The sequence below is a fragment of the Streptomyces alboniger genome (genome assembly GCF_008704395.1).
Lineage (GTDB): Bacteria > Actinomycetota > Actinomycetes > Streptomycetales > Streptomycetaceae > Streptomyces > Streptomyces alboniger.
Map to the genome: position 1 here is coordinate 6,948,200 of NZ_CP023695.1, position 25,989 is coordinate 6,974,188.

The 25,989-nt window shown below is 72.4% G+C and carries 22 protein-coding genes and 1 tRNA gene; 7 read left to right on the forward strand and 16 right to left on the reverse strand.

Annotated features, from left to right (window positions below; genetic code table 11):
• Window positions 1-128: 128 nt before the first annotated feature.
• Window positions 129-1,670 carry an MFS transporter gene (locus CP975_RS30515; RefSeq protein WP_150477579.1) on the reverse strand — a complete coding sequence of 514 codons (1,542 nt, stop codon included), beginning with the start codon at window positions 1,668-1,670 and terminating at the stop codon, window positions 129-131.
• Between the two features lie 122 nt (window positions 1,671-1,792).
• Between CP975_RS30515 and CP975_RS30520 the strand changes: the two genes are divergently transcribed.
• Complete coding sequence (locus CP975_RS30520; protein ID WP_055527041.1) at window positions 1,793-2,776, forward strand: Lrp/AsnC family transcriptional regulator; 984 nt, start codon at window positions 1,793-1,795, stop codon at window positions 2,774-2,776.
• On the opposite strand, the gene CP975_RS30525 is transcribed toward CP975_RS30520, so the two are convergent.
• Window positions 2,751-3,641, reverse strand: coding sequence for a LysR substrate-binding domain-containing protein (locus CP975_RS30525; RefSeq protein WP_055527011.1), 891 nt, complete (start codon window positions 3,639-3,641; stop codon window positions 2,751-2,753). The genes CP975_RS30520 and CP975_RS30525 overlap by 26 nt on opposite strands.
• Before the next feature lie 127 nt (window positions 3,642-3,768).
• Here CP975_RS30525 and CP975_RS30530 point away from each other — a divergent pair, with 127 nt between their 5' ends.
• Window positions 3,769-4,836, forward strand: a complete 1,068-nt coding sequence (locus CP975_RS30530) for a bile acid:sodium symporter family protein (protein ID WP_055527014.1) — start codon at window positions 3,769-3,771, stop codon at window positions 4,834-4,836.
• Here the strand turns inward: CP975_RS30530 and CP975_RS30535 are convergent.
• From CP975_RS30535 to CP975_RS30545, 3 genes are all read right to left on the reverse strand, one after another.
• Entirely contained in the window at window positions 4,772-6,037 is a 1,266-nt protein-coding gene (locus CP975_RS30535) for a glycoside hydrolase family 183 protein (RefSeq protein ID WP_055527015.1), read from the reverse strand. The genes CP975_RS30530 and CP975_RS30535 overlap by 65 nt on opposite strands.
• A gap of 10 nt (window positions 6,038-6,047) precedes the next feature.
• Entirely contained in the window at window positions 6,048-7,958 is a 1,911-nt protein-coding gene (locus tag CP975_RS30540) for an exo-alpha-sialidase (protein ID WP_055527017.1), read from the reverse strand.
• A 172-nt stretch (window positions 7,959-8,130) separates the two neighbouring features.
• Window positions 8,131-9,054 carry a quinone oxidoreductase family protein gene (locus CP975_RS30545; protein WP_055527019.1) on the reverse strand — a complete coding sequence of 308 codons (924 nt, stop codon included), beginning with the start codon at window positions 9,052-9,054 and terminating at the stop codon, window positions 8,131-8,133.
• A 94-nt stretch (window positions 9,055-9,148) separates the two neighbouring features.
• Between CP975_RS30545 and CP975_RS30550 the strand changes: the two genes are divergently transcribed.
• Window positions 9,149-9,616 carry a MarR family winged helix-turn-helix transcriptional regulator gene (locus tag CP975_RS30550; RefSeq protein WP_055527024.1) on the forward strand — a complete coding sequence of 156 codons (468 nt, stop codon included), beginning with the start codon at window positions 9,149-9,151 and terminating at the stop codon, window positions 9,614-9,616.
• 55 nt (window positions 9,617-9,671) lie between these two features.
• Here CP975_RS30550 and fdhD read toward each other — a convergent pair whose 3' ends face one another.
• On the reverse strand, window positions 9,672-10,520 hold the full coding sequence (fdhD, locus tag CP975_RS30555) for a formate dehydrogenase accessory sulfurtransferase FdhD (protein ID WP_055527025.1): 849 nt from the start codon (window positions 10,518-10,520) through the stop codon (window positions 9,672-9,674).
• A gap of 248 nt (window positions 10,521-10,768) precedes the next feature.
• Here fdhD and CP975_RS30560 point away from each other — a divergent pair, with 248 nt between their 5' ends.
• Window positions 10,769-11,716: a beta-ketoacyl-ACP synthase III gene (locus CP975_RS30560; protein ID WP_055527027.1), complete on the forward strand. Its 948-nt coding sequence runs from the start codon at window positions 10,769-10,771 to the stop codon at window positions 11,714-11,716.
• Window positions 11,717-11,723: 7 nt separating this feature from the next.
• Here the strand turns inward: CP975_RS30560 and CP975_RS30565 are convergent, their stop codons facing one another.
• Window positions 11,724-12,146, reverse strand: a complete 423-nt coding sequence (locus tag CP975_RS30565) for a PaaI family thioesterase (RefSeq protein ID WP_055527029.1) — start codon at window positions 12,144-12,146, stop codon at window positions 11,724-11,726.
• Window positions 12,147-12,709: 563 nt separating this feature from the next.
• Complete coding sequence (locus tag CP975_RS30575) at window positions 12,710-14,050, reverse strand: DUF2254 domain-containing protein (protein ID WP_055527030.1); 1,341 nt, start codon at window positions 14,048-14,050, stop codon at window positions 12,710-12,712.
• 153 nt (window positions 14,051-14,203) lie between these two features.
• Between CP975_RS30575 and CP975_RS30580 the strand changes: the two genes are divergently transcribed.
• Window positions 14,204-14,291 (forward strand) — tRNA-Leu (locus CP975_RS30580).
• Window positions 14,292-14,403: 112 nt separating this feature from the next.
• Here the strand turns inward: CP975_RS30580 and CP975_RS30585 are convergent.
• The 8 genes from CP975_RS30585 to CP975_RS30620 all read right to left on the reverse strand — a co-directional run bounded on the left by CP975_RS30585 (window position 14,404) and on the right by CP975_RS30620 (window position 22,029).
• Window positions 14,404-15,144 (reverse strand): class I SAM-dependent methyltransferase, encoded by a 741-nt coding sequence (locus CP975_RS30585; RefSeq protein ID WP_055527032.1) that lies wholly within the window; start codon window positions 15,142-15,144, stop codon window positions 14,404-14,406.
• Window positions 15,145-15,235: 91 nt separating this feature from the next.
• Window positions 15,236-15,898, reverse strand: coding sequence for a GntR family transcriptional regulator (locus CP975_RS30590; RefSeq protein ID WP_030791877.1), 663 nt, complete (start codon window positions 15,896-15,898; stop codon window positions 15,236-15,238).
• A 90-nt stretch (window positions 15,899-15,988) separates the two neighbouring features.
• Window positions 15,989-16,993, reverse strand: coding sequence for a proline racemase family protein (locus CP975_RS30595; RefSeq protein ID WP_055527034.1), 1,005 nt, complete (start codon window positions 16,991-16,993; stop codon window positions 15,989-15,991).
• Between the two features lie 45 nt (window positions 16,994-17,038).
• The gene (locus CP975_RS30600) at window positions 17,039-17,947 is read right to left on the reverse strand and encodes a dihydrodipicolinate synthase family protein (RefSeq protein WP_055527036.1); all 909 of its coding nucleotides are present in this window, start codon (window positions 17,945-17,947) and stop codon (window positions 17,039-17,041) included.
• Complete coding sequence (locus tag CP975_RS30605) at window positions 17,944-19,557, reverse strand: FAD/NAD(P)-dependent oxidoreductase (protein ID WP_150477582.1); 1,614 nt, start codon at window positions 19,555-19,557, stop codon at window positions 17,944-17,946. Before CP975_RS30605 ends, CP975_RS30600 begins: the two co-directional genes overlap by 4 nt.
• Window positions 19,538-19,915 carry a (2Fe-2S)-binding protein gene (locus tag CP975_RS30610; RefSeq protein WP_150477583.1) on the reverse strand — a complete coding sequence of 126 codons (378 nt, stop codon included), beginning with the start codon at window positions 19,913-19,915 and terminating at the stop codon, window positions 19,538-19,540. Before CP975_RS30610 ends, CP975_RS30605 begins: the two co-directional genes overlap by 20 nt.
• A gap of 91 nt (window positions 19,916-20,006) precedes the next feature.
• Window positions 20,007-21,206, reverse strand: coding sequence for an NAD(P)/FAD-dependent oxidoreductase (locus CP975_RS30615; RefSeq protein ID WP_150477584.1), 1,200 nt, complete (start codon window positions 21,204-21,206; stop codon window positions 20,007-20,009).
• 76 nt (window positions 21,207-21,282) lie between these two features.
• Window positions 21,283-22,029: an AraC family transcriptional regulator gene (locus CP975_RS30620; protein ID WP_150477585.1), complete on the reverse strand. Its 747-nt coding sequence runs from the start codon at window positions 22,027-22,029 to the stop codon at window positions 21,283-21,285.
• 162 nt (window positions 22,030-22,191) lie between these two features.
• Between CP975_RS30620 and CP975_RS30625 the strand changes: the two genes are divergently transcribed.
• Window positions 22,192-23,430 (forward strand): MFS transporter, encoded by a 1,239-nt coding sequence (locus CP975_RS30625; protein WP_425474339.1) that lies wholly within the window; start codon window positions 22,192-22,194, stop codon window positions 23,428-23,430.
• Between the two features lie 184 nt (window positions 23,431-23,614).
• On the forward strand, window positions 23,615-25,960 hold the full coding sequence (locus tag CP975_RS30630) for a collagenase (RefSeq protein ID WP_055534001.1): 2,346 nt from the start codon (window positions 23,615-23,617) through the stop codon (window positions 25,958-25,960).
• Window positions 25,961-25,989 lie beyond the last annotated feature (29 nt).

Consider the following 25,989-nt stretch of genomic DNA (forward strand, 5'->3'; position numbering starts at 1 on the left):
GCACAGCGCCGTGACCGTACCCCACGCCGCGCCCCCGCGGGAGGGGGTCGATGCGCGGCCGGTGGGGGCCATCAGCACTGGTCAGCCGGTGGAAATACGGCCACAAGGGGAACGGCCGGACAGATTACTTACGCTTGAGTAAGTTTCGGTGGCGTGATCTCCACCGAATCTGTACGTGGCGTGCAGACATGCGCCTGCTCCTTCCGGCGTGCGTCGCCGGCCCCCGTGACCGGGGGCCGCTGACGCGACGTACGCACCATGACGAGCACCAGCGCTCCCGCGACCAGACCGGCGACACCCGCCGCGAGCGACGCCCCGTTCAGGCCCGCCGCGAAGGCCGCCCGGACCGAGTGCTCGGAGACCGTGCCGCGCAGGGCCGGGGCGCCACCGCCCGCCACGGTGTGCGCCGCGTCATGACCGAGCGAGTCCGCCATACGGGAGGTCAGCACCGTGCCGAACAGGGCGACCCCGACCGCGTAACCGAGCTGGCGGAAGGTGTTGACCGCGCCGCCCGCCATCCCCGAGTTCTCGGGCGGCACCGCGGCGAGCGCGGCCCCCGCGAGGCCCGGCGCGACCAGCCCCGTACCGATGCCGGCGAGCGTCAGCCCCGGCAGGAGCGCCGGCCAGGACGACCCGGCGTCGAGCACCGCCATGCACAGCCCGCCCGCCCCGATCAGCAGCAGCCCGCCGCCGATGACCAGGCGCGGCGCCACGCCGTGCAGCAGCCGCCCGCCGACCGCCGCCACGACGAACGACGTCGCCGCGAGCGGCAGCAGCACCAGGCTGCCCCGCACCGCACTCATGCCGAGCACGGTCTGGAGCCAGATGGAGAGGTAGGGGATGACACCGAACGCCGCCGCGTTGTATCCGATCGCGCCGAGCAGCACTCCGGTGAACGCGGGCTTGCGCAGCAGCCGCAGATCGAGGAGCGGATGGGTGACGCGCCGCTCGACCAGAACGAAGCAGAGCAGCGAGAGAGCCGACACGGCGAAGGCCGCGGTGGTGAGCGACGACGTCCAGCCGCCGGTGCCGCCGTGCAGCACGCCGTACGTCCCCGCGCCCGCGAAGCAGGCGAACGCGGCCGTACCCGCCCAGTCGACGCGGCGCCCGGCGGGGCCCTTGGACTCCGGCACGACCCGCAGCGTCAGCCAGACCGACGCCACGCTCACCGGCAGGTTCACGAAGAAGATCCATCGCCAGCCGGGCCCCGCGGTGAGCAGCCCGCCCACGATCGGCCCGAGCGCGGCGGACGCCCCGCTCACGGCGCCCCAGACGCCGAGCGCGACGGACCGGTCGCGGCCCTGGTAGGCGGCGGCGATCAGCGGCAGGGTCGTCGCGAACATCGCCGCGGCGCCGAGGCCCTGCGCGGCGCGGGCCGCCACGAGCAGTTCCGCGTCCGACGCGAGGCCGCAGCCCAGCGAGGCCACGGCGAAGAGCACGGTCCCCGCCACGTTGAGCCGCCGTCGGCCCAGCACGTCGGCCGCGGCGCCGACGCCGAGCAGCAGCGCGGCCAGCGCGAGCGCGTACCCGTCGATGACCCATTGCAGGTCACTCAGCGAGGCACCGAGCGCCCGCGCCATGTCGGGCAGCGCCACGACCACGATCGTCACGTCCAGCAGCAGCATGAACGTCCCCAGAGACACCGCGGTGAGCGGCCCCCATGTACGCATTTCCTGTCCTCCGACTCGTCGTGCGAGTGACGCGTGCGCGCCTCCTCGTACGATGGGGCCGTGGCGAACGATCCCGGTGTCTCCGGACACATGGGTGCACGAATCCGACATGTGAAGGGGTTCTGCTGGTGGAATCCGAAGACTTCGACGAACTGGACCTCAAGCTGCTGCACGCCCTGGAGATCGACGGCAGAGCCCCGTTCAGCCGCGTCGCGGGCGTCCTCGGTGTCTCCGACCAGACCGTCGCCCGCCGCTTCCGCCGCCTGCGCGCCGAGGCGGGCCTTCGCATCGTCGGCGTCCGCGACAGCGCACGGCTCGGCCGGGACCAGTGGATGCTGCGCCTGCGCTGTGCGCCCGACAGCGCCGAGGCGATCGCGGCCGCCCTGGCCCGCCGCCCCGACACGGCGTGGGTCCACCTCACCTCGGCCGGCACCGAAGTGGTCTGCATGACGCTGCCCCGCACCCCGGGCGACTACGACGACCTCCTCTTCGGCAAGCTCCTGCGCACCCGACAACTCGTCGAAGTCACCGCACACCAGCTCCTGCGCAACTTCTACGGCGGACGCACCGGCTGGATCGGCAAGCACCGCCCGCTGACCGACGAGCAGGTCGCCGCCCTGCGCCCCGCCGAGCCGTCGACCGGCCCCGGCCCCGTCAGCATCGCCCCCGACGACGAGCCCCTGGTCGCCGCCCTGAAGGCCGACGGGCGCGCCACCTACCCCGAACTCCAGCGGCTCACGGGCCGCTCCGAGTCAGCGGTCAAACGCCGCGTCGCCGCGCTGCTCGGCTCCGGCGCGCTCTACATCGACACCGAGTACGACACCGCCCGCTTCGGCTTCGGCACCGCCGCGATGCTCTGGGTCACCGTGGCCCCCGGAGCCCTCGACGAGGTGGGGCGGGCGATGGCCGGGCACCCCGAGATCGCCCACGCCTCCGCGGTCACCGGGTCCGCCAACCTGATGGCGACCGTCATCACCCGCGACACGGCGGAGCTGTACACCTATCTGAGCGGCACGCTCGGCCCGCTGGACGGCGTGCGGCACATCGAGTCGGCGCCCCTCCTGCGCCGCTTCAAGGAACTCACCTACCCGCGCCCTCTGCGTTAGGGCCGCCCCGCCGCAGCCGGTCGCCGCCCGCCAGGATCGCCGCGGCCAGCGCGTCGGCCGCGGCCTGGTCGGCGGCGCGTCGCTCGCCGTGCAGCAGGACGAAGTCGACCGCGCCCAGCTCCGGCAGGCCCGCCCGGTCGGGGACGCGGACCAGGCCAGGCGGGATCAGGCCGCGTGAGTGCGCCATCACGCCGAGGCCCGCACGGGCGGCCGCCACCAGGCCGTTGAGGCTGCCGCTGGTGCAGGCCACGCGCCAGGCGCGGCCGCGCCGCTCCAGCGCCTCGAAGGCGAGGGCGCGGGTGATGCCCGGGGGCGGGTAGACGATCAGCGGCACCGGGCGTTCGGGGTCCAGGCGCAGCCGCTCGGAGCCGATCCACACCAGCTCGTCGTGGCGCACCAGCCGGCCCCGCGGATCCTCCGGGCGCCGCTTGGCGAGCACCAGGTCGAGCTTGCCCGCGTCGAGCTGCTCGTGCAGGGTGCCGGACAGCTCGACCGTCAGCTCCAGGTCGACGTCCGGGTGGTCGTGCCGGAAGGACTCCAGGATGTCGGTGAGCCGCGTCAGGACGAAGTCCTCCGACGCCCCGAACCGCAGCCGCCCGCCGAGCCGCGTCCGCGTGAAGAACGCCGCCGCCTGCTCGTGCACGGCAAGGATGCGGCGGGCGAAGCCGAGCATCGCCTCGCCGTCCTCGGTCAGCTCCACGCTGTGGGTGTCACGCGTGAACAGTGGCCGCCCCGTGGCCTCCTCCAGACGGCGCACGTGCTGGCTCACCGTCGACTGGCGCAGCCCGAGGCGCCGTGCGGCCTGCGTGAAGCTCAGTGTCTGGGCGACCGCGAGGAAGGTGCGGAGCTGCGGAGGGTCGTACACGAGAGGCAGCCTAGACCCGCTCATCGCGTTCCGTGATGACAGTCAGAGCGGTGTACGGGATTCCTGATCGCCCCGGACGGGCGGATCATGGAGAGGGCACGTTCCCCCACCGAAAGCATGGAGCCCCGTGAAACGCCTGAAGTGGCCGTCCTGGATGCCGGTGGACCCGTACATAGTGGCGTTGCTCGCGACCGTGGGCGTCGCGGCGCTCCTGCCCGCCCGCGGCACCGCCGCCGACGTCGCCTCGGGGACCTCCACCGCCGCCGTGTCGTTCCTCTTCTTCCTCTACGGTGCCCGGCTCTCCACCCGCGAGGCGCTCGACGGGCTCAAGCACTGGCGGCTGCACGCCACGGTCCTCGCCTGCACGTTCCTCGTCTTCCCGGTGCTCGGGCTCGCCGCGAAGGGCCTCGTCCCCCACGTCCTGACGCCCGCCCTCTACAGCGGCTTCCTCTTCCTCACCCTGGTGCCGTCGACGATCCAGTCGTCCATCGCCTTCACGTCCATGGCCCGCGGCAACGTCCCCGCGGCGATCTGCGCCGGCTCCTTCTCCTCCCTCGCCGGCATCCTGCTCACCCCGCTGCTCGCCGCGGCGCTGCTCGGCAGCAGGGGCGGCGGCTTCTCGGCGGACTCCGCCGTCAAGATCGTGCTGCAACTGCTCGTGCCGTTCGTCGCCGGGCAACTGCTGCGCCGCTGGGTGGGCGGCTTCCTCGCCCGGCACAAGAAGGTCCTCGGATACGTGGACCGCGCCTCGATCCTGCTCGTCGTCTACACCGCCTTCAGCGCAGGCATGGTGCAGGGCATCTGGAGTCAGGTGACCCCGTGGCGGCTGCTCGCGCTGCTCGGCGTCGAGGCCGTACTGCTCACCGTGATGCTCACGCTCACCTGGTACGGCGCGAAGCGGCTGGGCTTCGGCCGCGGGGACCGCATCGCGATCCAGTTCGCCGGGTCGAAGAAGTCCCTGGCCGCGGGGCTTCCCATGGCCAGCGTCCTGTTCGGGGCGCACGCCTCACTCGCTGTCCTGCCGCTGATGCTCTTCCATCAGATGCAGCTCATGGTCTGCGCGGTCATCGCCAAGCGCCGCTCGCGCGATCCGCGGGACTTCGACGCCGAGGAGTCCGCCGGAGCCGGTGTCAGCGGGGCTCCGCGAGCCGCAGCGACACGAACCGGGGCCGGTACAGCGCCACGTTCCGGTTGATGTTCGCCTGCGCGCTCGCGGGCACGGGGTCCAGCCAGTTGACGTCGTAGCTCAGCACCACGCGACCGTCGCCGCCGAGCGCCGGATGGGCCTGCGGGTTGTAGGCGGCCGTGTCCTGGCGTGCGGCGCTGTCCTTCGGCAGGGGCGCCTCGAAGCCCTTGGCGGGGCCGTGCCAGGGGCCGGTGGGGGAGCACGACCAGTACGACGTGACGTCGGTCAGGCCCTCGGCGCCCGCCGCCATGGTGAACAGCACATACGTCTCCTCGTCGCGCACCACCGTGAACGCGCTCCCCACCCCCTTGCGGCTGCCGTCCCCGAGCACCGGCCGCGACGGGCCCTCCCCCCACTCCTCGCCGTCCCAGTACTCCCACGCGGCGGCGTCGGCGAGCCGGCCGTGCGGGACGCGCGCCACATGGGCGTCCGAGGAGGGGCGCGAGGCGGCCTGGGCGTCGGTGCCGCCGAAGACGTACGTCCAGCCGTCCTCGTCGACGATCGTCACCCCGTACAGCACCCGCTTCTCCGGATCCGCGACCCGCTGCTGGTCGGACACCTTCACGATGCCCTCGACGCGCAGGTCCGGCAGGGAGAGCGTGGCGACCTCCGTGGCCAGGGGGACGCCGTAGATCCACGGGCCCTGGCTCGCCATGCGGTTCCACAGCAGGACGCGTACGACCTTCTCGTCCGAGCCCGGCGTACGGGGCTCGACCCGCGCCGCCACCGGCCAGCGCCACTGCTGGGGCGCCGGGTCGGTGAAGAGCGGGGTGGGCAGGGTGCGCTCCAGGGTGCCCGAGCGGGACATCACCACGGCCGAGTTGCGGACCATGGGCGCGTTCGGGTCGCGCCAGGTGTGCGGCTGTCCCGCCGTGTTGGGCGGCGCGTGGACCTGGCCGAGGAGGGTGTCGGAGAAGAGCCACAGCACCCGCCCGTCCGGCAGCCGGACCGAGTGGGTGCCGTCCCCGCCGGTCCAGTCGTCGGTCCGCGTCCGGTCGTCGCCGTAGCGCGCGAACGCGTCCGTGACCTTGTCGTCGGCGGACCAGGACGCCACGGTGCGGGGCCGGCACGCCGTCGTTCCCCTCCTGCCGTCGCCTCCCCGGTCGTCTCGGGGGAGGACGACGAGCAGGACGGCCGCGCAGGCGAGGGCGAGCAGCAGGACCAGCCAGATCCTGCCGTGCACCCCGCCGTGGCGCTCTTGGTCGGACATCCCCGGGACGTTAGTTGCTGCCGTGCACGCGGTCCATGGGGAGCTGGACGACGGTGTCCCGTGTCACAGGGGCGTTGGTGTCCCGCAGCGTATCCACCTCGGCGTCGCTCAGCGCCCTGTCGTACACTCCTACCTCGTCGATCGCCCCGGCGAAGTGGGCGCGGCTGTCGAGCCGCTGCGCGACGTGCACGCCGAAGGGCGAGTTGCGGGCGACCGAGCCCGGCACGTCGGTGGCGCTGACGGACGTGCCGTCGACGAACAGCGTCAGGCGCCCGTCGCCGCGGCGCAGCGCGATGTGGTGCCACTGGCCGTCGTTGTACGCGCTGGTGGTGCGCACGGACGCCGACCTCGGGGGCGTGCCGCCGTCCCGCGCGGTGATCAGGCCGGTGACGCGGTTGCTCGCGGGCTCGCCGCGCAGCCACACCTGCGGCTGGTTGGTGCCGATACCGCCCATCCAGAGCAGCGGCTGCTCGCCGGAGGTCGCGGAGTAACGGAACCACATCGAGGCGGTGAAATCACCCGTACCCAAGGGCAGTTGACGGCGGAAGGGCAGTCGTACGGCGTCGTCGGTGCCGTCGAAGGCGAGGGCGCCGCCGAAGCGGCCCCCGGTCTCGCGCGCCCCTCCGAGCACGGCCGCGGGGCGGGCCCCCGGAGCGCGGTCGCGGGTCGTCGGGTCCGGGCCCCGGCGCGGCTTCAGCCAGTCCTCGGTGAAGCGGGCGAAGCGGATCTCGTCGCGCGCGTCGACCGCTCCGCCCTCGTACATCAGGCCGACGTGCGTGCCGTCGGCCCGCACCAGGTCGGAGTAGCCGGACCAGTCCGTGGTCACCGTCGTGCCCCGGTCGACGCTGTCCCAGGTGCGGCCGCCGTCGTAGGAGGAGCGGATCTGCATCGTGCGGCGGCGGTCGGGGTCGCCGGGGCAGCCGAGCAGCATCCGCTTGCCGAACCGCAAGGTGGAGCACTGCACTTGCGGGGCGTACAGATCGGGGATCGCGCGGAAGGGCGCTGCGAAGGAGTCGCCGCCGTCGCGGCTCACCGCGTGCGAGCGGTGGCCCAGGTCGGTGCCGTCCTGCTCGCGCCCGCTGACGTAGACGGTTCCGTCGGGCCGCTCGGTGAGGGTCATCTCCGAGGGCTTCTGGCGGAAGACGCCGTTCTCGCTTATCGGGTACGAGTCGGTGGCGCCGATCCTCCAGTGGTCGCCGCCGTCGTCGCTGACGGCCAGGGCGGCGTGGTTGGCGGTGACCCGGTCGCCGTCCCACGTCTCGGCGTTGACGGCGAGGGCGAGCCGTCCCGCGTGCTTGCCCCGGGACAGCTGGATGCCGTGCACGGGGCCGGTCGCGTACCAGGAGTTCCAGTCCTCCGGCAGGATCTCGTCACTCAGGTCGCGCGGGCGGGACCAACTGCGGCCGTCGTCGTCGCTGTACTGCATGTGGGGCGTGCGGTCGCACGGCACCGCGCAGTTTGCGCCGTCGGTGCGGCCGGTGTTGTACGTCTCCGCCAGCAGGACACGCCCGCTCCCGCGGTCCACGACCGGCGCGGGATTGCCGTGCGTGTCACCGGCGCCCTCGTTGACGACCTGGAGCGGGCCCCAGGTGCGGCCGCCGTCGTGCGACCGCTTGAGTACCAGGTCTATGTCGCCCGCGTCGCTGCAATCGTTGACGCGGCCCTCGGCGAAGGCGAGCAGGGTGCCCTTCGTCGTCCGCACGACGGCGGGGATGCGGAAGCAGGCGTATCCGGGATCCTGCGAGGCCTTGAACAGCACCTGCTGCTCGAACGCCGGTGTCCGCTCGACCGACGCCTGCGTGGCCCGCGCCGAGGGCGCGGGGAGCAGGGTGCCGACGACCGCCGCGTTCACCGCGGCGGTCACGGCGGCGGCCCATCTGAGGAATCTGAGGCGTACGGGGAGGCTCGAACTCGACGGCATGGTGCGGCCCGCCTTTCCTGGCGACGGCGATGGCGCTAGGACGTCCTGACATCCCACGTCCTATGTGCGCGCCACAGACGGTACTGGGGCCCACCACACCTCACAAGAACCGTGCGCCCGGGGGCCCGCGCGCGCCGCTCCCGGCGCGCGCGGGCCGGGGGGTGACGGGCCGTCACGGGATCAGGACCACCTTTCCGAGATTGCCCCGCCCCTCGATCACCGCATGGGCGAGCGCCGCGTCCTCCAACGCGAACCGCGCGTGCACGGCGGGCCGCAGTTCGCCCGCCGCGTACAGCCGCCACAGTTCCCGTCGCCACGCCTCGTACAGGTCGGGCCTGCCGCGCGCGATCAGTGCGATCTGGAAGCCGACGACGGACTTCGCGCCGGTAAGCAGGTCATGGGCCGCCACGGTGCCGCCGCCCGAGCTGTAGGCCACCAGCCGGCCGTGTGGGGCGAGGGCTTGGACGGCGGGCGCGAGCAGTTCGCCGCCCACCGCGTCCAGGGCGTAGTCGACGGGCTCGCCCCAGTCCTGACGGTCGTACGTGATGACGTCGTCGACACCCAGCCCGCGCACGAAGCCCGCCTTGCGCGAGTCGGAGACGGCGCCGACGATCCGTCCGGCCCCCCTCACCCTCGCGAGCTGCACCGCGAGATGACCGACCCCGCTTGCCGCGGCCGTGACGAGCGCGGCCTCGCCCGGCTCGGGGCGTGCGGCGTCCAGCGCGCCTAGGGCGACGAGTCCGGAGCGGACCAGCGCGACCGCGTCGACCGCGCTCGCACCGTCGGGCACGGGCGAGGCCATCGCGGTGTGGAGCAGGGCGTAGTCGGCGTAGCCGTGCCCGAAGACGAGGCCCGTGACGCGGTCGCCCGGTGCGTGGCCGGTGACACCCTCGCCGAGCGCGACGACCTCTCCCGCGATCTCACCCCCGAGGGCGATCGGTTCGCGGGGCTCGCGGACTTTGCGGACGACGGGCAGTGTCACCCCGGCCGCCTCCACGCGGACGAGGAGCTCGCCGGGCCCCGGCTCGGGGACGGGCGCCTCCTCCAGGAACAGCACTTCGGGGCCGCCGCTGCGTTCGTATCGGACGCGACGCATCCGCACCACCTCCAGAGTGGACAGGGAATCGTTGGATGTCCCAACGGTACGGTATGTCGTGGGGTGGTCCAATGATTTTCGCTAGGCTTCTCCCATGCCCACGACGCCGCCCGCCCCCAGCACGATCCGCACCCTCCCCAGCTGGCTGCTCGGCCGAGCAGCCGCCCGAGGCCGCGGCCTGGTCGCCGACGCGCTGGCCGAGGAGGGGTTGAAGATGTGGCACCACGTGGTGCTGGCCGCCGTCGCCGACCTCGGCCCGCTCGCCCAGGCGGAGCTGGGCCGCAGCGTCCGGCTCGACCCCAAGGACATGGTTGGCGTCCTCAACGACCTCCAGGCGCAGGGGCTCGTCGACCGCGCCCCCGACCTCAAGGACCGCCGCAAGAACGCGATCACGATCACGGCCGAGGGCAAGCGGCTCGTGACGCGCTGCGCCGAGGCTGCCGAGCGGGCCAACGACGAACTGCTCGCGCCCCTTTCGGCGGCCGAGCGCGAGCGGTTCCTGGCGATGCTGACCAGGATCTCCGGCGTTGCGGAGGACGGTCGGGTCCAGGACGGTGCGTGACGGCACAGGCGGGTAGCCGGGGGGGCCGGTCCGCCCGGGACGGGGACGCCGACCGTTATCCCTGGGCCGTCGCGGACCGCAGGGCGACGCGGTGTTCGCCCGCGTACACGTTCATGGAGGAGCCGCGCAGGAAACCGACCAGCGTCAGACCGGTCTCGGCGGCCAGGTCGACCGCCAGTGAGGACGGGGCGGAGACCGCGGCGAGCAGCGGGACGCCCGCCATCACCGCCTTCTGCGCGAGTTCGAACGAGGCGCGGCCCGAGACGAGCAGGATCGCGCGCGACAGCGGGAGCCGGCCCTCCTGGAGGGCGCGGCCGACGAGTTTGTCGACGGCGTTGTGCCGGCCCACGTCCTCGCGGATGTCGAGCAGCCGCCCCTCCTCGTCGAACAGGGCGGCCGCGTGCAGCCCTCCGGTCCGGTCGAAGACACGCTGGGACTCGCGCAGCCGGTCGGGGAGGCTCGCGAGGAGTTCCGTCGTGACGCGGACCGGGGGCGTGTCGGCGATCTGCCACCTGGCGGTGGTGCGCACGGCGTCGAGGCTCGCCTTGCCGCACAGGCCGCACGAGGAGGTCGTGTAGACGTTCCGCTCCAGGGTGATGTCGGGCAGGACGACGTCGGGCGCGGTGCTGACGTCCACCACGTTGTACGTGTTCGAGCCGTCCTCGGCGGCCCCCGCGCAGTACACGATGGAGCGCAGGTCCTCGGCGCTCCCGAAAACTCCCTCGCTCACCAGGAACCCCGCCGCGAGCGCGAAGTCGTCGCCCGGGGTGCGCATGGTGATGGCGAGCGGCCTGCCGTTCAGCCGGATCTCCAGGGGCTCCTCGGCGACCAGGGTGTCGGGCCGCTCGGAGACGTGCCCGTCCCGGATCCGGATGACCTTGCGTCGCTCCGTGACTCGTCCCATGTCTTGATCAGTCCCGGTTCTGTACGTGTCGGCAGCCGAGGCGGCCCCCGGGCTCCCATTCTCGTACACAAGGTCACACAGCCCATCGGAGGGTGACCGGATCATGAGAAGCATCCAAAGCGGGCGTGCCTTTCCTGTTGCTTTACGTGTCCTGTTACCGGTGAGTCGCTGACCACACTGGAGGGTCCCGCATCTCCGGAACCAACTTCTCCGGCACCAACATCTCCGGCACCAAGGGGGACCCGTACATGCACGGCTCGCGCATCGCCGCTGTCGGCCACTACCAACCCGCCAAGATCCTCACCAACGAGGACCTGGCGGGTCTGGTCGACACCAGCGACGAGTGGATCCGCTCCCGGGTGGGCATCCGCACCCGTCACATCGCGGGGCCCGAGGAGCCGGTCGACGAGCTGGCCGCGCACGCCGGCGGCAAGGCGCTGGCTGCCGCGGGCCTGACCCCCGACGCCATCGACCTCGTCCTGGTCGCCACCTCCACGGCCATCGACCGCTCGCCGAACATGGCCGCCCGCGTGGCGGCCCGGCTGGGCATCCCCTCGCCGTCCGCGATGGACATCAACGTCGTGTGCGCCGGCTTCACACACGCCCTCGCCACCGCCGACCACACCCTGCGGGCCGGGGCCGCCACGCGCGCCCTGGTCATCGGCGCGGACAAGATGTCCGAGGTCACCGACTGGACGGACCGCACCTCGTGCGTGCTGACCGGTGACGGCGCGGGCGCCGCCGTCGTCGAGGCCTGCGGGCCCGGCGAGGAGGCGGGCATCGGCCCGGTGCTGTGGGGCTCGGTGCCCGAGATGGGCCACGCCGTCCGCATCGAGGGCACCCCGCCGCGCTTCGCCCAGGAGGGGCAGAGCGTCTACCGCTGGGCGACGACGCAGCTGCCGCCGCTGGCCCGCGCGGCCTGCGAGCGCGCCGGACTGACCCCGGCCGACCTCGCCGGACTCGTCCTGCACCAGGCCAACCTCCGCATCATCGAGCCGCTCGCGGAGCGCATCGGCGCGGTCAACGCCGTCGTCGCACGCGACGTCGTGGACTCCGGGAACACCTCGGCGGCGAGCATCCCGATGGCACTGTCCAAGCTGGTCGAGCGCGGGGAGCTGCGTTCCGGCGATCCGGTCCTGCTCTTCGGCTTCGGCGGGAACCTCTCGTACGCGGGACAGGTCGTGCGCTGCCCGTAGCGGCCCGCTAGCTCCTGGCGCCGAGTACCGCCTGCGTCTGCGTGGTCTGACCCGCCAGCCGCCCCTGATCGTCGTACATCTCGGTCTGCACGACGATGAAGGAGCCGCCGATGTGCAGCGGGCGGGCGACGGCTCGGGCCGTTCCGGAGCGCACGGCCCGCAGGAAGTTCGTCTTGGACTCGATTGTCGAAGTGGCCGCGCCCTCGGGCAGGTTGAGGAACGCGCACACCGCGCCGACCGTGTCGGCGAGCGTCATCACCGCCCCGCCGTGCAGCACCCCGCCCACCGTGCACAGTTCCGGCGACCACGGCAGGGTGCCCTCCACGCGGTCGGGCCCCGCCTCTTCGAAGGTGATGCCGAGGTGCCCGGCGAAGGGGACGAGGGAGAGCAGTTGGGCGCGCGGATCGTTCTGGGCAAGGGTGTCTGACATGAGGCGACCTTCCACTGGGGGGTGGCGGACCACCATCGTGCGGTACGTCCCCGGGAGGCGTCGATTACCTCAGAGGTAAGCCGGGCGCGGCACCGCAGAGGACCAGCCACAGCATCGGAGTTGCTTTGTCCCGCGCAACTCCAGGCGCGGTTGCTCAAGCGGCCCGGGCATGACGAGATCGCCCCGGGGGCTCGTCGGCGACCTCACCGGGGACGGCGTCGCCGCATCTCGCACCGCCTCGAAGAGATCCGCCGCATCGGCGACCGCGTCACCATCCACAAGGACTGCCGCGCCCTCGCGGGTGGCCTGCCAACGAAGTCCACGCCGACCGGGGACGTCGTGGTGCTCATGACCGGCCGCAACGTCGAGTACGCCTTCCCGGAGCGGCCCGCCGCAGGGCGAACCGCCGAACAAGCCGCCACCGAGCCCGTGTTGAGCGTGCGGGGACCCGCCCGGCACGGCGAGTTCGAACCCCCTGCGCTCGGGACGCCGCGGGGACTGACCGGACCACCGCACGGAGGTCGCGGAGGGCCCCTCTCCCCGGGCCGGCAGGACACGGCGGCTCAGCCGATGCCCTGGCGGTCCGGGCGCAGGGCGAACGTCCGGTCGGCCGACTGGGGCACGAAGCGTTCCACGGCCTGCGCGAGGAGTTCCCGGTGCCGGAGCAAGGGCTCGCGCCGCTCCTCGGGGGCGAGGAGGAGCAGGTCATCGAGGCCGGCCAGCATGCGCCGTGTGACCTGCGGATTGCCGAGCGCGCACCCGCGGATCTCGGCGAATCCGAGATCCACCAGCGCGGCCCAGTCCGGCACCGACTGCACCAGCCGCGTCACCCCGCGCCGGTCGCGGTGGCCGAGCGCGCCCAGCGGATGCCGGGCGACCGACGCCAGGAACTGCACGATCCGGTCGAGGGCCTGCACCGCGGTGGTCGGGTCGTTCACCGCGGGGGACAGGGCCCGCAGCGCGATGTCGGACAGCTGCCGCAGGCCGAAACCGAGATCCTGGTGGAAGGTCCGCTCCACCCCCACCGACACGGTGTACCTGAGGGCCCGCCGTGGGGGCGCCGCCCCGCCGTGCACCGTGAACACCGGCGTCCCCGGCACCACGAAGTCCCCGATGCGCGGGATCAGCCGCAGGACGACTCCCTGGCGCCGGGCCGCCCGCACCGCCCGCGCGATGTTCACGTCCCGCAGCACCCCGGCCCTGCCGAGATGCGTGACCCGGGCGGTCTGCGGGCCGAGCCCACTGGTGTCCACCGGCAGCTCGGTCGGCTGCTTGACCGCCACCCGCAGCGCCTCCCGGGCGATCCGGTCGATCACGAAGCCGATCCGCATCATCCGGACCGTTCCGTTCACATAGGCCACGAACAACAGGAGGCTCAGCAGGACCATCAGCAGAGCCAGGACCGACTCGAGCAGCGGGACGGTCGTCACCAGGCGCGGATCCCGCTCGCTGTCGAACGACGTCAGCGTCATCAGGGAGAACAGGAACGTCGCCATGAAGACGGTGAGTGTGGCCTTGGTGATCCGCGAACGTACGTAGAGCCGCACCACCCGCGGGCTGAACTGCCCGCTGGCCATCTGCACGGCCACCAGCGAGATGCTGAAGACCACACCGATGAAGGTCATCATGGCGCTGCCGATCGTGCTGATCACCGCCTTGGCATCGTCGGCGACGCCGATCAAATCCTTGATCGCGTCGTAGTCCCGGCTCTCCCGGAGGGTCCGTACGATCTCCGCGTCCAGCTCCGCCGCGGCCCACCACAGCACCATGGAGCCCACGAGCCCCGCGGTCGGCGCGAACCACATGGTGTCCCGCAGATGCTCGCGCAAGGGCGACAGAACGCGGGGCCGCCGCGCCTTCTTCCCCCCGCCGTACGTCCCCGCCGGATCGGCGGGGGTAATCATCCCGTCACTCATGGTGAGACTGTAGGCGGGGTGCCGCGGCGGGCCGTGTATCCCGTGGTCGGCGGACGGATACGCAGGTGAAAGGCACTCCGAAACCTTGGTATTGTTGTCCATGTCGCCGGGGGGAACACCCCGCAGGGCGGCAGACACCTGGTCCGGGTGGCGGAATGGCAGACGCGCTAGCTTGAGGTGCTAGTGCCCTTTAACGGGCGTGGGGGTTCAAGTCCCCCCTCGGACACCAGCGAAAACCCCAGTTCATCTGGGGTTTTCTGCGTTTCTGGGCCGTGGTGCGACCAGCGCGGCGCCTGCCGTTGCGGCTCAGGGCGTAGCCCGCCGAGTGATCTTCGCGGAACTTACGGTTTGTGGGTTACCCAGAGCAGTTCCGCCGGCCAGCGGTGTGCCCAGTCGGGTGGGTCGGTTTCGTTGTAGCCGTTGGGTGTTCCGCGTCCGGGCCGTGGCTCGATCAGGTCGTCGATGAGGAGACCCGCGCCGCGCAGGACCCTGACCCAGTCGCCGTAGGTGAGCTGATAGCTGGTCGCGCCGTCGCCCTCGGCGATGGTGTTCAGCCCGAAGTAGTCCTTCTGTAGCGTCGTGGTCACGCGGCCGGCGGCTTCGTCGTAGCAGGCTTCGAACCATGGGCCGGCGACGTTGAACACCAGGCGCCCGCCTCGGCTCAAGACGCGTGCGGCCTGTGGGACGGCCAGGTGCGGGGGCGCCCAGCTGAGCCCACCGAAGTCGCAGAACACCAGGTCGAAGCTTTCGGCGGCGAAGGGGAGGTGTTCGGCGGCGCCCTGCACCAGCGGGTAGCGGGCCGCTCCCATCGCGCGGGCCGCCGCGGCGAGCTGGGCTTCGGACAGGTCGAGCCCGACCACGGTGGCGCCCTCGGCGGCGAGCGCCCTGGACCACTGGCCGGCGCCGCAGCCGAGTTCGAGGACGCGCTTGCCGGTGACGTCGCCCAGGGCGTGCAGGTGGGCGTCGGGGATGGAGTACATGCCCCACAGCCGGGGTGCGGCGCCGATCTGCGGGTCGTGCTCGTGCTGATAGGCACTGCTGATCTGGTTCCAGAGTCGCCGATTGGCGGGGATGCTGTCCACGTGCCGACTCCAGCACCGCCTGCCGGGGCCGGTCAACAGGATGAGGACTGGTCGACCCTCGCCTCGGTCCGGCCGGGCCCAGCCGGCGGCCTCAGGACGTCGCCCAGAGCGACCGTACGTGCCCCAGGTGGCGCGCCATGCACTTCTCCGCCGCCTTCGCGTCGCCCGACAGCATCAGGTCCAGGAGTTCGATGTGTTCCTCGGCCGAAGGGGTCAGCTGGTCGCGTTCGTCCAGGGTGGTGAGGCCGTAGAGGCGGGAGCGTTTGCGGAGGTCGCCGACCGTTTCCACCAGGCGGTCGTTGCCCGAGAGGGCGAGCAGGGAGAGGTGGAAGCGGCGGTCGGCCTCCAAGTAGGCGATGAGGTCGTGGTCGCGGGCGGCGCGCACGATCTCCTCGGCGATCGGGCGCAGCACCTCCAGGTCCTCGCGGGCCGCGCTGCGGGTGATGCGGCCGATCATGGGGATCTCGATCAGGGCGCGGATCTCCGTGTACTGGTCGAGGTCGCGTTCGTTGACCTCCGTGACGCGGAAGCCCTTGTTGCGGACCGGCTCGACCAGGCCCTCGCGGGCCAGATCGAGCATCGCCTCGCGTACGGGCGTCGCCGAGATACCGAAGTCCTCGGCGAGGCCGGGCGCGGAGTAGATCTCGCCGGGGCGCAGTTCGCCGGAGATCAGGGCGGCCCGCAAGGCATGGGCGACCTGGTCGCGCAGCCGCTCCCTGGTGGTGATGAGGTTCTTCTGCTTCAGGTGCCCCATGGCGCTCCCCTCCGGTGGTTCCCGCGCCCGCGCGGAGCACCAAAGTACAATGTCACGTTGCCAGTTGGGTGGGCGGGGAGCCGACGGGAGTCAGAGAGTGAAGCCCGCGGGGAACGGGTCGTCGGGGTCCAGGAAGTACTGGGCCGTGCCGGTGATCCAGGCCCGTCCGGTGATCCGGGGGACGACCGCTGGAAGGCCCGCCACCTCCGTGCGCGCGATCAGCCGGCCGGTGAACTCCGTACCGATGAAGGACTCGTTGACGAAGTCGCGGTCCAGCGGGAGTTCCCCGCGCGCGTGCAGCTGGGCCATCCGCGCGGAGGTGCCCGTTCCGCACGGGGAGCGGTCGAACCAGCCCGGGTGGATCGCCATCGCGTGCCGGGAGAGGTGCGCGTTCGAGCCCGGCGCGGCGAGGTAGACGTGCTTCACCCCGGCGATGTCCGGCTGCTCGGGGTGCGTGGGACGGTCGGGCGAGGCGTTGATCGCGTCCATGACGGCGAGGCCCGCCGCGAGCAGATCGTCCTTGCGGGCGCGGTCGAACGGCAGCCCCAACGCGTCGAGCTGCACGAACGCGTAGAAGTTCCCGCCGAAGGCCAGGTCGTAGGTGACCGTGCCGTGACCCGGTACCTCGATCTTGCGGTCCAGGGCGACGCAGAACGCGGGGACGTTGGTGAACGTGACCGAGGTCGCCGCGCCGTCGCTCACCTGTACGTCGACGGAGACCAGGCCCGCCGGTGTGTCCAGGCGGACCGTCGTGACGGGCTCGGTGACCCGCACCATGCCGGTCTCGACGAGCACGGTGGCCACCCCGATGGTGCCGTGGCCGCACATCGGCAGCAGCCCCGACACCTCGATGTAGAGGACTCCGTAGTCGGCGTCGGGGCGGGTCGGGGGTTGCAGGATCGCGCCGCTCATCGCGGAGTGGCCGCGTGGCTCGTACATCAGGAGGGTGCGCAGATGATCGAGGTGTTCGATGAAGTGGAGTCTGCGCTCGGCCATGGTGGCGCCGGGGATCACCCCTACGCCGCCGGTGATCACGCGCGTGGGCATGCCCTCGGTGTGCGAGTCGACGGCGTGGAAGACGTGACGGGTGCGCATGGGGCTCCTCTCGGGACGGGATGGAACACGTGTGGTGGGTGGGGCTCAGTGGTGCCCGGCCGCCAGTGCCTTTTCGGTGGCCGCCCGCACCAGTGCCTCCGTGGCGCCGGTCAGAGCGGTGCGCGGCGGACGGGTCGGGCCGCCGCGACGGCCCGCGAGGTCCATGGAGAGCTTGATGGACTGCACGAACTCGGTCTTGGAGTCCTGGCGCAGGAGCGGGTGCAGCGACTTGTAGAGGGGGAGCGCCGTGTCCAGGTCCCGGGCGCAGGCGGCGTGGTACAGCTCCGCGCAGGTGGCGGGGAAGGCGTTCGGGTAGCCGGCGATCCAGCCGACCGCGCCCGCGAGGGCCAGCTCGACCAGGACGTCGTCGGCGCCGATCAGCAGGTCCAGCTCCGGGGACAGTTCGGCGATCTCGTAAGCGCGGCGCACATCCCCGCTGAACTCCTTGACCGCCACGATGGAGCCGTCCGAGTGGATCCGGGTCAGCAGGTCGGGCGTCAGGTCGACCCTCGTGTCGAGGGGGTTGTTGTACGCGACCACGGGCACCCACGCCTTGGCGACCTCGGCGTAGTGGGCGCGAACGGTCCGCTCGTCGGCGCGGTAGGCGTTCGGCGGCAGGAGGAGTACCGAGCCGCAGCCCGCCTCCGCCGCCTGCTCGGCCCAGCGGCGGGACTCGGCGCTGCCGTACGCGGAGACGCCGGGCATCACACGCGCCCCGTCGCCCGCCGCTTCGACGGCGGTACGTACGACGCGGGCGCGTTCGTCGTCGGTGAGGGTCTGGTACTCGCCCAGGGAGCCGTTGGGGACCACGCCGTCGCAGCCGTTCGCGATGAGGTGGCGGACGTGTTCGGCATAGGCGTCGTAGTCGACGGAGAGGTCGTCGCGGAGGGGCAGCGCGGTGGCGACCATGATGCCGCGCCAGGGGCGGTCCGGGGTCCAGGTGGCGGAGGTCATGAGGGGTGCCCTTCTGTAGGGTTTGACGGGTTTGGTGGGTTTGGTGGGTTCATCGGATCTGTTGGGGTGGAGGGCGGGAGGTGGGCGAGCGTGCCGAGAGGGACGGGTGTGGCGAGCGGGCGTCGGTCAGGGGGTGTGGGCGCCGTGGCGGTCGGCGCGGCGAGGCACGCCACGGCGGCCCCGCACATGCGGCCTTGGCACCAGCCCATGCCCGCCCGGGTGAGGAGTTTGACGGTACGGACGTCGCGGGCGCCGTAGTCCCTCACGGCCTCACGGACACGTCCCGCCGGTACTTCCTCGCAGCGGCATACGTCGGTGTCGTCGGCGAGCCACTGGGTCCAGCCGTGACCCGGGGCGTGCGCGGCGGTCATCGTCTCGGCGAAGGCGCGCAAGCGGTCGCGGCGGCTGCGCAGGGCGCGCAGGTGTCGGATGGGCGAGGGGGGTGTGCCGGTCAGCCGGGCGGTGATCGCCCGCGCCGCCAACTCCCCCTCCAGCCGCGCCAGTTCGGCTCCGCCGATGCCCGAGGTCTCGCCTGCCGCCCACATGCCCCGGAGGGAGGTCTCTTGCAGGGGGCTCAGTTCGAGGGCGTGGGTTCCGTCGGGGGTGCGGCGGGTGGCGCAGCCGAGAGCGGTCGCCAGGTCGATCTGCGGGACCAGGCCGTGACCCACCGCCAGCGCGTCGCAGGCGACGCGGCGTTCCGTGCCGGGTACGGGACGCCAGGCGCGGTCCAGTCGGGTGACCGTCACCGCCTCCACCCGGTCCTTGCCGTGTGCCTCGGTCACCGCGCAGTGGGTACGCAGGCGTACGCGGTCGCGCAGCAGGGCCGAGCCGTGGAGCGCCGCCTCGGCGAGTTTGTGCGGGTTGGCGGCGAGCGCGGCGGGGCGGCGGGCGTAGCCGAGGTAGCCGGAGGCCTCGATCAGCTCCGGGACGCGGGCGCCGGCCGCGGTGAGCGAGGCGGCCACGGCGAGCAGCAGCGGGCCGCTGCCCGCGACGACGATGTTCCTGCCGGGCAGGACGAGGCCGGACTTGAGCATCGCCTGGGCTCCGCCCGCGCTCACGACGCCGGGCAGGGTCCAGCCGGGGAAGGGGAGATGACGTTCGGACGAGCCGGTGGCGAGGAGGATCGCGCGGGCTCGGACGACGGTGGGGCGCTGTCGCTGTCCGTGCGGGTCGCTGGCAGCAGTCTCCCTGGCTCCCGCTCTGTCAGTGCGGCCCGCGCCGTCCTCGCCGGTGACTGCGTGGATGGCCCACTGTGCCCCGGATTTCCCGGATCCCCCGGGGGCCTCGGATTTCCCGGGTGCCTCGGATGTTCCGGACGTCTCGCGGGTGACCGTCCAGACGTGGTGGCCGAAGAGCGGGGTGACGTCGCTCGCCGCCAGGCGGTCGCGGAGGTCGCTGAAGGCGGGCCAGTCGTGGTGCAGGGCCTCGGGGCGGGTGGCGCCCGCGGCGGGGGAGGGGTGCCGGTAGAACTGGCCGCCCGGCTGCCCGGACGAGTCCAACAAGGCGACGGATAGGCCGAGTTCGGAGGCCGTGACGGCGCCGGCGAGGCCCGCCGGGCCCGCGCCGAGTACCGCGAGGTCGTACGTCTTTTCAGATGGCGAGTCCGGCATGGCCGTCCCCTTCCTGCGTGGTCACCGCGTCGCCGGGCCGGGCGGTGACCAGACAGGCCCGCCGGTTGGGGTGGCCGTTGACGGTGGCGAGGCAGTCGTAACACTGGCCGATCCCGCAGAACGCACCGCGTGGCCGGCCGCCCACCCGGGTGTTCCGCCAGGCGAGGATCCCGGCGGACCAGAGTGCGGCGGCGATGGACTGGCCCGCCAGGGCGGTCAGTTCACGCCCGTCGAAGGTGATCGGGAAGGTGGTGCCGGAGGTGGCGCCCACGAGGTTCGCCGGCGTTCGGCTGCTCGGGCTGCTCCGGCTGCCCTGAGGCCGGTCGCCGCGGGTCCGGCTGTCGTCGTCCTGCGTCATGGGACTGGCTCCTCTCCGAGGCCGATGCGCACGTGGGGACAGTGAGTGAAGTGAATGGAGTGAGCGGGTCGAGCGGGTCGAGCGAGGTGCGTCATGGGGACGGCGTGGACGCCTCTCGTGAGAAACGGCCAGGGGCGAACGGCCCTGGGCACAAGGGAGTATCACGGCCCGTCAGTACCGCGGCGATGAGCAGTCCCGTCGCCGGTGCCAGCCCGATGCCCGCGCCTTCGTGGCCGCACGCGTGCAGCAGGCCGGGGACGCGTGGGTCCGGGCCGATCGCCGGGAGGTGGTCGGGGAGATAGGGGCGGAAGCCCGCGTAGGCGCGGATCGCCCGCACCTCGGCGAGCGCGGGGAAGAGGCGGGTGGCCTGCGCGGCGAGGCGCCGCAGGACCTCCACGGACAAGGTGCGGTCGAAGCCCACCCGCTCACGACTCGCCCCGATGAGCACGGGCCCCGCCGGGGTGCCCTCCACCACGGCGGAGGTCTGGAGGGCGGCCGAGCCGCTGGCGACGTCGGCGACGTAGTCCGCGGAGTACACCTTGTGCCGCACCACGCGCGGCAGCGGTTCCGTGACAAGGACGAAGCCGCGCCGAGGAAGTACCGGCAGCTCCACGCCCGCCAGACGGGCCAGCTGGCCGCCCCAGGTGCCGGTGGCGTTCACCACGTACGGCGCTCGCGCCTCGCCCGACCGGGTCCGTACTCCGCGCACCTCGCCGCTCGCCCCGGTGAGGACCGCGGTGACCTCCTCGCCGAGCCGCAGTGTGAGGCGCCCAGGGCCCTTCCCGTCCGCTGCTCGCAGCAAGTGCGCTGCTGCGAGGGCGGGTTGGACCTGGGCGTCCTGGGGGTAGTGGAAGCCGCCGGCGAGGCCTGGAGCCAAGTGCGGTTCGAGGTCGGCGAGGCGGTCGTGGGGTACTTCGACCGCCTCGACGCCGGCGTGCCGTTGCTCCGCCGCGAAGTCCCGCAGGGCATTCATCCCGCCTTCCGTGGACGCGACGACGAGGCCGCCCTTTCTCTCGTACTCGATGCGCGAGGGGAGTCGGGTCGCGAGGTCACGCCACAACTCGGTGGAGAGAAGCGCCAGTTCGAGTTCGGGGCCCGGCTCCTTGTCGGAGACGAGGAGGTTTCCCTCGCCCGCTCCTGTGGTGCCGCCCGCGACGGGGCCGCGGTCGATGACGGTGACGTGGAGGCCGGAGCGGGCGGCGTAGTAGGCGCAGGCCGCGCCGACCACCCCCGCCCCCACGACGATGACGTCCGAGAATTCCGGTGGTCCGGAAGGGTGTCCCGTGAGCACGGCAGTAATATTTCACATGGCACTGGTGCTGCCAAGGGTGCGTGCGTGAAGGGAAGTTGAACGTGGCTGGGCGGGCTCAGTCGCGGCGGTTGTGGGTGCCGGGGGTATAGCCGAGGGCGCGGCGGAACACATCGATGAAGGCGCTGGTGGAGGCCCATCCGCAGCGGTGCGCGACCGCGGTGACCGGTGTGCCGTCGGCCAGCATGCGCAGGGCGTGGTAGAGGCGGAGCTGGGTGCGCCACTGGGGGAAGGTCATGCCCAGCTCGCGGCGGAAGAGACGGCTGAGGGTGCGTTCGCCCGCTCCGACGGCGGCTGCCAGTTCGCCCAGGCCGCGCGCGTCCGCGGGGTCCCCGTGCAGCAGGTCGCAGACGGCCGCGAGGCGCGGGTCCGCGGGGGTGGGCAACTGGACGGGCTGCTGTGGCGAGGCGCGCAGTTGGTCGAGGAGCACCGCACGCAGCCGCCGCCGCTCCGGGGTCTCCTCGTGCGGGGTCCGGGTGCAGGCGAGGATCAGCTCGCGCAGCAGCGGGCTGACGGCGAGGACGGCGGGGGCGTCGAGGCCGAGAGGGTTCGCGTCGGCGGGCAGGCCGAGCAGGTGCAGGTCCAGGTGGCCGTGGGCGCGGTGGGCGTGGACGCAGCCGGCGGGGACCCAGATGGCGCGGGTGCCGGGCGCGAACCACGTACCGGCGTCCGTGGTGACGGCCACGACGCCCGAACCCGCGTAAATGATCTGGTGGTTGTCGTGTCGGTGCGCGTCGATGCGTTCGCCGGGGGCCAGGGCCTGGGTGCGGGTGGGCGCCTGCGGGGTGTGGCGGATGTCCGGCATAAGTTGGCACTTTATCGGAAGCGCGCCAGCGGGAGGCATGGCGACGATGAGGCGGTGTCAGCCAAGCAGCCCTCACATACGCGACGGTCCCCTCCCCGAAGATGGCGCGGCTCGGCCCCGCCCCAGGGCCGGCGACTGGCGCCACCTCGAAGCGACGTGTCCCTGCCCCGTCGGCGACGGAAGCCCACCACCCGCCCCCGGCAGCGCCCCCGGCGCCCACGCCCGATCCCCCTCCTCGCCCTGAGCCACGCCTGCGTCGACGTCTACCAAGGGGCCGTCGCCGCGCTCGTGCCCTTCTTCGTGGCCGAGCGCGCCTACAGCTACGCCGCCGCGTCCGGCATCGTGCTCGCCGCGTCCCTGCTCTCCTCCGTCGTGCAGCCGCTGTTCGGCGCGCTCACCGACAAGTGGGCCATGCCGTGGCTGCTGCCGGTCAGCACGCTGGTGGGAGGGGCCGGGGTCGCCCTCGCCGGGGTCGGCGGCAGCTACGGTCTGACGCTGCTCGTCGTCGCCGTGTCAGGCATCGGCGTCGCCGCCTACCACCCGGAGGCCGCCCGCGTGGCACGGCAGGCGAGCCGCGGCAGCCACACCGCCATGAGCTGGTTCTCCCTCGGCGGCAACCTCGGCTTCGCGACCGCGCCCCTGCTGACCGCCGCCATCGTCGCCACGGGCGGCCTGCGCGCCTCGCCGCTCCTGGTGGTCCCCGCCCTCGCCGGGGCGGCGCTCTGCGTGGCCGCGCTGCGGAGCATCAGGGCCCGCGAGGCCGCCGTACCCGAGAAGACGGCGCCGAGCCCCGTCCTCGCCGGGGACGACTGGCCGTCCTTCCTCAGGCTGTCCGGCGCCGTCGTCTGCCGCTCGGTCGTCTTCACCGGACTCAGCACCTTCATCGCGCTCTACGTGCGCCAGCGCACCGGCGGCGGAGAAGTCGCGGGCACCGTCGCGCTGTTCGTGCTCTACCTCGGCGGCGCGATCGGCACGGTGGCGGGCGGGAAGCTCGCCGCCCGCTACGGACGCCTCCCGGTGGTGCGATGGTCGTACGCGCTGACGGTCCTCGCGGTGGCGGGCGTCGTCCTCGCCCCGGGCCTCACCCGAGGGCCAGGCCTCGCACCGGGGCCGGTGCTGCTCCTCTTCGTGGCCCTCGCCTCAGCGGGCCTGTACGTGCCGTTCTCCCTGCACATCACCCTCGGCCAGGACTATCTGCCCCACCGCGTGGGCACCGCGAGCGGGGTCACGCTGGGCCTGACGGTGAGCATCGGCGGCCTCGCGAGTCCTCTCATCGGCGCCCTCGCCGACGCCACCTCCCTGCGGACCGCGCTGGCACCCCTGATCGCGCTGCCCGCCTTCGGCTGGCTCCTGGTGCGTGCCCTGCGTGAGCCCGACGCGGAGGCGGTCCGGGGCGACTGAAGCGGAAATCCCGTGGAGGTTTCCGGCTCCTGAGGGGTTGTCAGTGCAATTTCACATTACTACGTTACGCATCACATGGTCCGGCGGCGGCCATGCACGCGTCACTCGCATGTCACCCAAATGCCCTCTGAGCAAGGCAGTTGACCGAGACGCAAGCCCCCACCTCCCCACACAGGAGCCATCGGTGTCCCAGCTACGTCCACGAAGAACCCTGCGCGGATCCGCGCTCGCCGGCGCGATAGCGGCGACCCTCTGTGTCACGGCCGTCCAGTACGGACACGCGGCCGGTCCCGCCCCCGCCCCGACCTCCAAGAGCACGGCCTCCCCGAACAGGGCCGCCGGGCCGAACCCCTTGGACGTGGTCGACCGCAGGGCGAAGGCCCCCGCACCGGGCGCCTACAAGATCCCGGCGCCCGGCGGACTCGCGGGCGGCGGCACGCCGGGCGCCCGCACCCCCAAGCCCGAGGGCAGAGCAGCGACGGGGCCCAAGGGCTCCCCCAAGGCAGCCCCCTGCACCCTCGACGGCGTCGCCGGCCTCTCGCCCGAGCGGTTCGCCGACTTCCTCGCCGATCCGGCCGTCACAGCGGACGGCTGTCTGCGCACCCTCGTCTGGACCTGGGACCGGCGGCTCGCCCCCGTCATGTCGGACGCGCACGTCCAGGCCGTCTCCGGCCGCGTCGCCCGGCTCGCGGCCGCCCACGACGGCAAGAACGGCAGCAACCTCCTGGAGATGCTCACGTATCTCCACGCCGTCGCCTACCAGGACTTCTCGCACGACGAGATCGACGTCACCGACGGCCCGACCGTCGACGCCATGCGCCGTGCCGTCGCCGCCTTCGGCACGGCCCCCCGCACCTTCGACGTGACCCGCACCAACGCCGAGTCGCTGCGTGAGGCGCTGTACGCGGCGAGCGCACCCGGTCTGCGCCATCACCAACTCCCCCTGATCAAGAGGGTGCTGACCGTCATGGACGCCGCGCACCCCGAAACGGCGAAGGACGCCTCCTGGGCCGGATCCGCACTCGCCGCGCTCTCCCTGAGCTACCTCGGTGTGTACCCCGGCAACAAGGACACCGCCTTCCACGCGGCCGTCAGGGCCGACCCCTCCTACCGTGCCGCCTTCAAGGCCTTCGCGGGCCACACCCACCTCAAGGGCACCGCCAACGCCTGGGTGGTGCGCGACGCGCTGAGCGAGTACGGCAGGTTCGGCCAGATCGACGGGCTCAGGAGCGAGATCGTCTCCGGTCTCGGCGGACTCGTCGGCGTCACCACCCGCAACTTCGGGGAGGGCAGCGCCCCTTGGTCCAAGGTCGCTCTTTGGCTCAACGAGTACGAGGCCTGCGCGCCGTACAAGGTGTGCAAGGCGGACATCGAGCGCCGCCTCTTCCCGAGCACGTTCACCTACGACAAGGGCGGGATGAAGGTCCGCACGGCGCTCGACCGCAAGACCGTCGATCAGCTCTACTACGCGAGCAAGCAGGTCAAGGCGCAGTTCCACCGCGTACTCGGCACCCAGGAGCCGCTGGCCGGTGACCCCAACACCGGACTGACGACGGTTCTTTACGCCTCACGGGCCGACTACGAGAACTACCACCCGCTGCTCACCGGGATGGACACGAACAACGGCGGCGTCTACATCGAGCGCGGCGCGACCTTCTACACCTACCAGCGGCGCGTCCCGCAGGATTCGACGCTGACCCTGGAAGAACTGTTCCGCCACGAGTACACGCACTACCTCAACGGCCGCTGGGCGGTCCCCGGCTTCTTCGGCGAGGGCCCCTGGTACGAGGGCGACCGGACCACCGCGATGGACGAGGGCACCGCGGAGTTCTTCGACGGCGCCACCCGCGACGACGGCATCAAGGTCCGCAAGTCGCTGGTCCAGGGCGTCATCGACGACACGGCGAACGGCGGCCCCCGGATGACCGTCGACCAGATCCTGCACGCCACGTACGAAGGGGACGGCTTCCGCTTCTACGACTACGCGGGCACGTTCTTCGAGTTCCTGTGGACCGAACGCCCCTCGCTGATCAAGGAGATGTACGGGCATCTGCGCGCCGACGACCCGGCGGCCTTCGACGCCTGGCGCGACCGGCTCGGCAAGGACGGCGGGTTGCAGACCGCGTACGACTCGTTCCTCGACAAGCAGATCGCGCAGGTCGACGACCTGTTCGTCCCCGACACGAAGTACGTGCCGGTCGACCGGCTGCGCGACACCACGGCCGCCCAGGTCCGCGGCTCCTTCAAGGCGACGACGGGCATCGCGCCCGAGTGCCGTTCCAACGGCGCTCCGCCGCGCCCGCGCTACACCTGCACGGGGCGGATCACGGCCCGTCTGAGTGCGGCCGGTGATCCCGACGCCGTCTTCAAGGACATGTCGGAGACGGTGGACTACTACCTGCTCGACCGGTCCCGGGCGGGCCACAACAACCTGGCGGACATGAACTGCTCGTTCGGGAAGGTGGACATCTGGTCCGACGGCCGCGGGGGCAGCGCGGACTTCGACTGCGAGGGCCCGCTGAGGGGCTGAGGCCGGAAGAGGGGCGGCGCCCGGCCCGG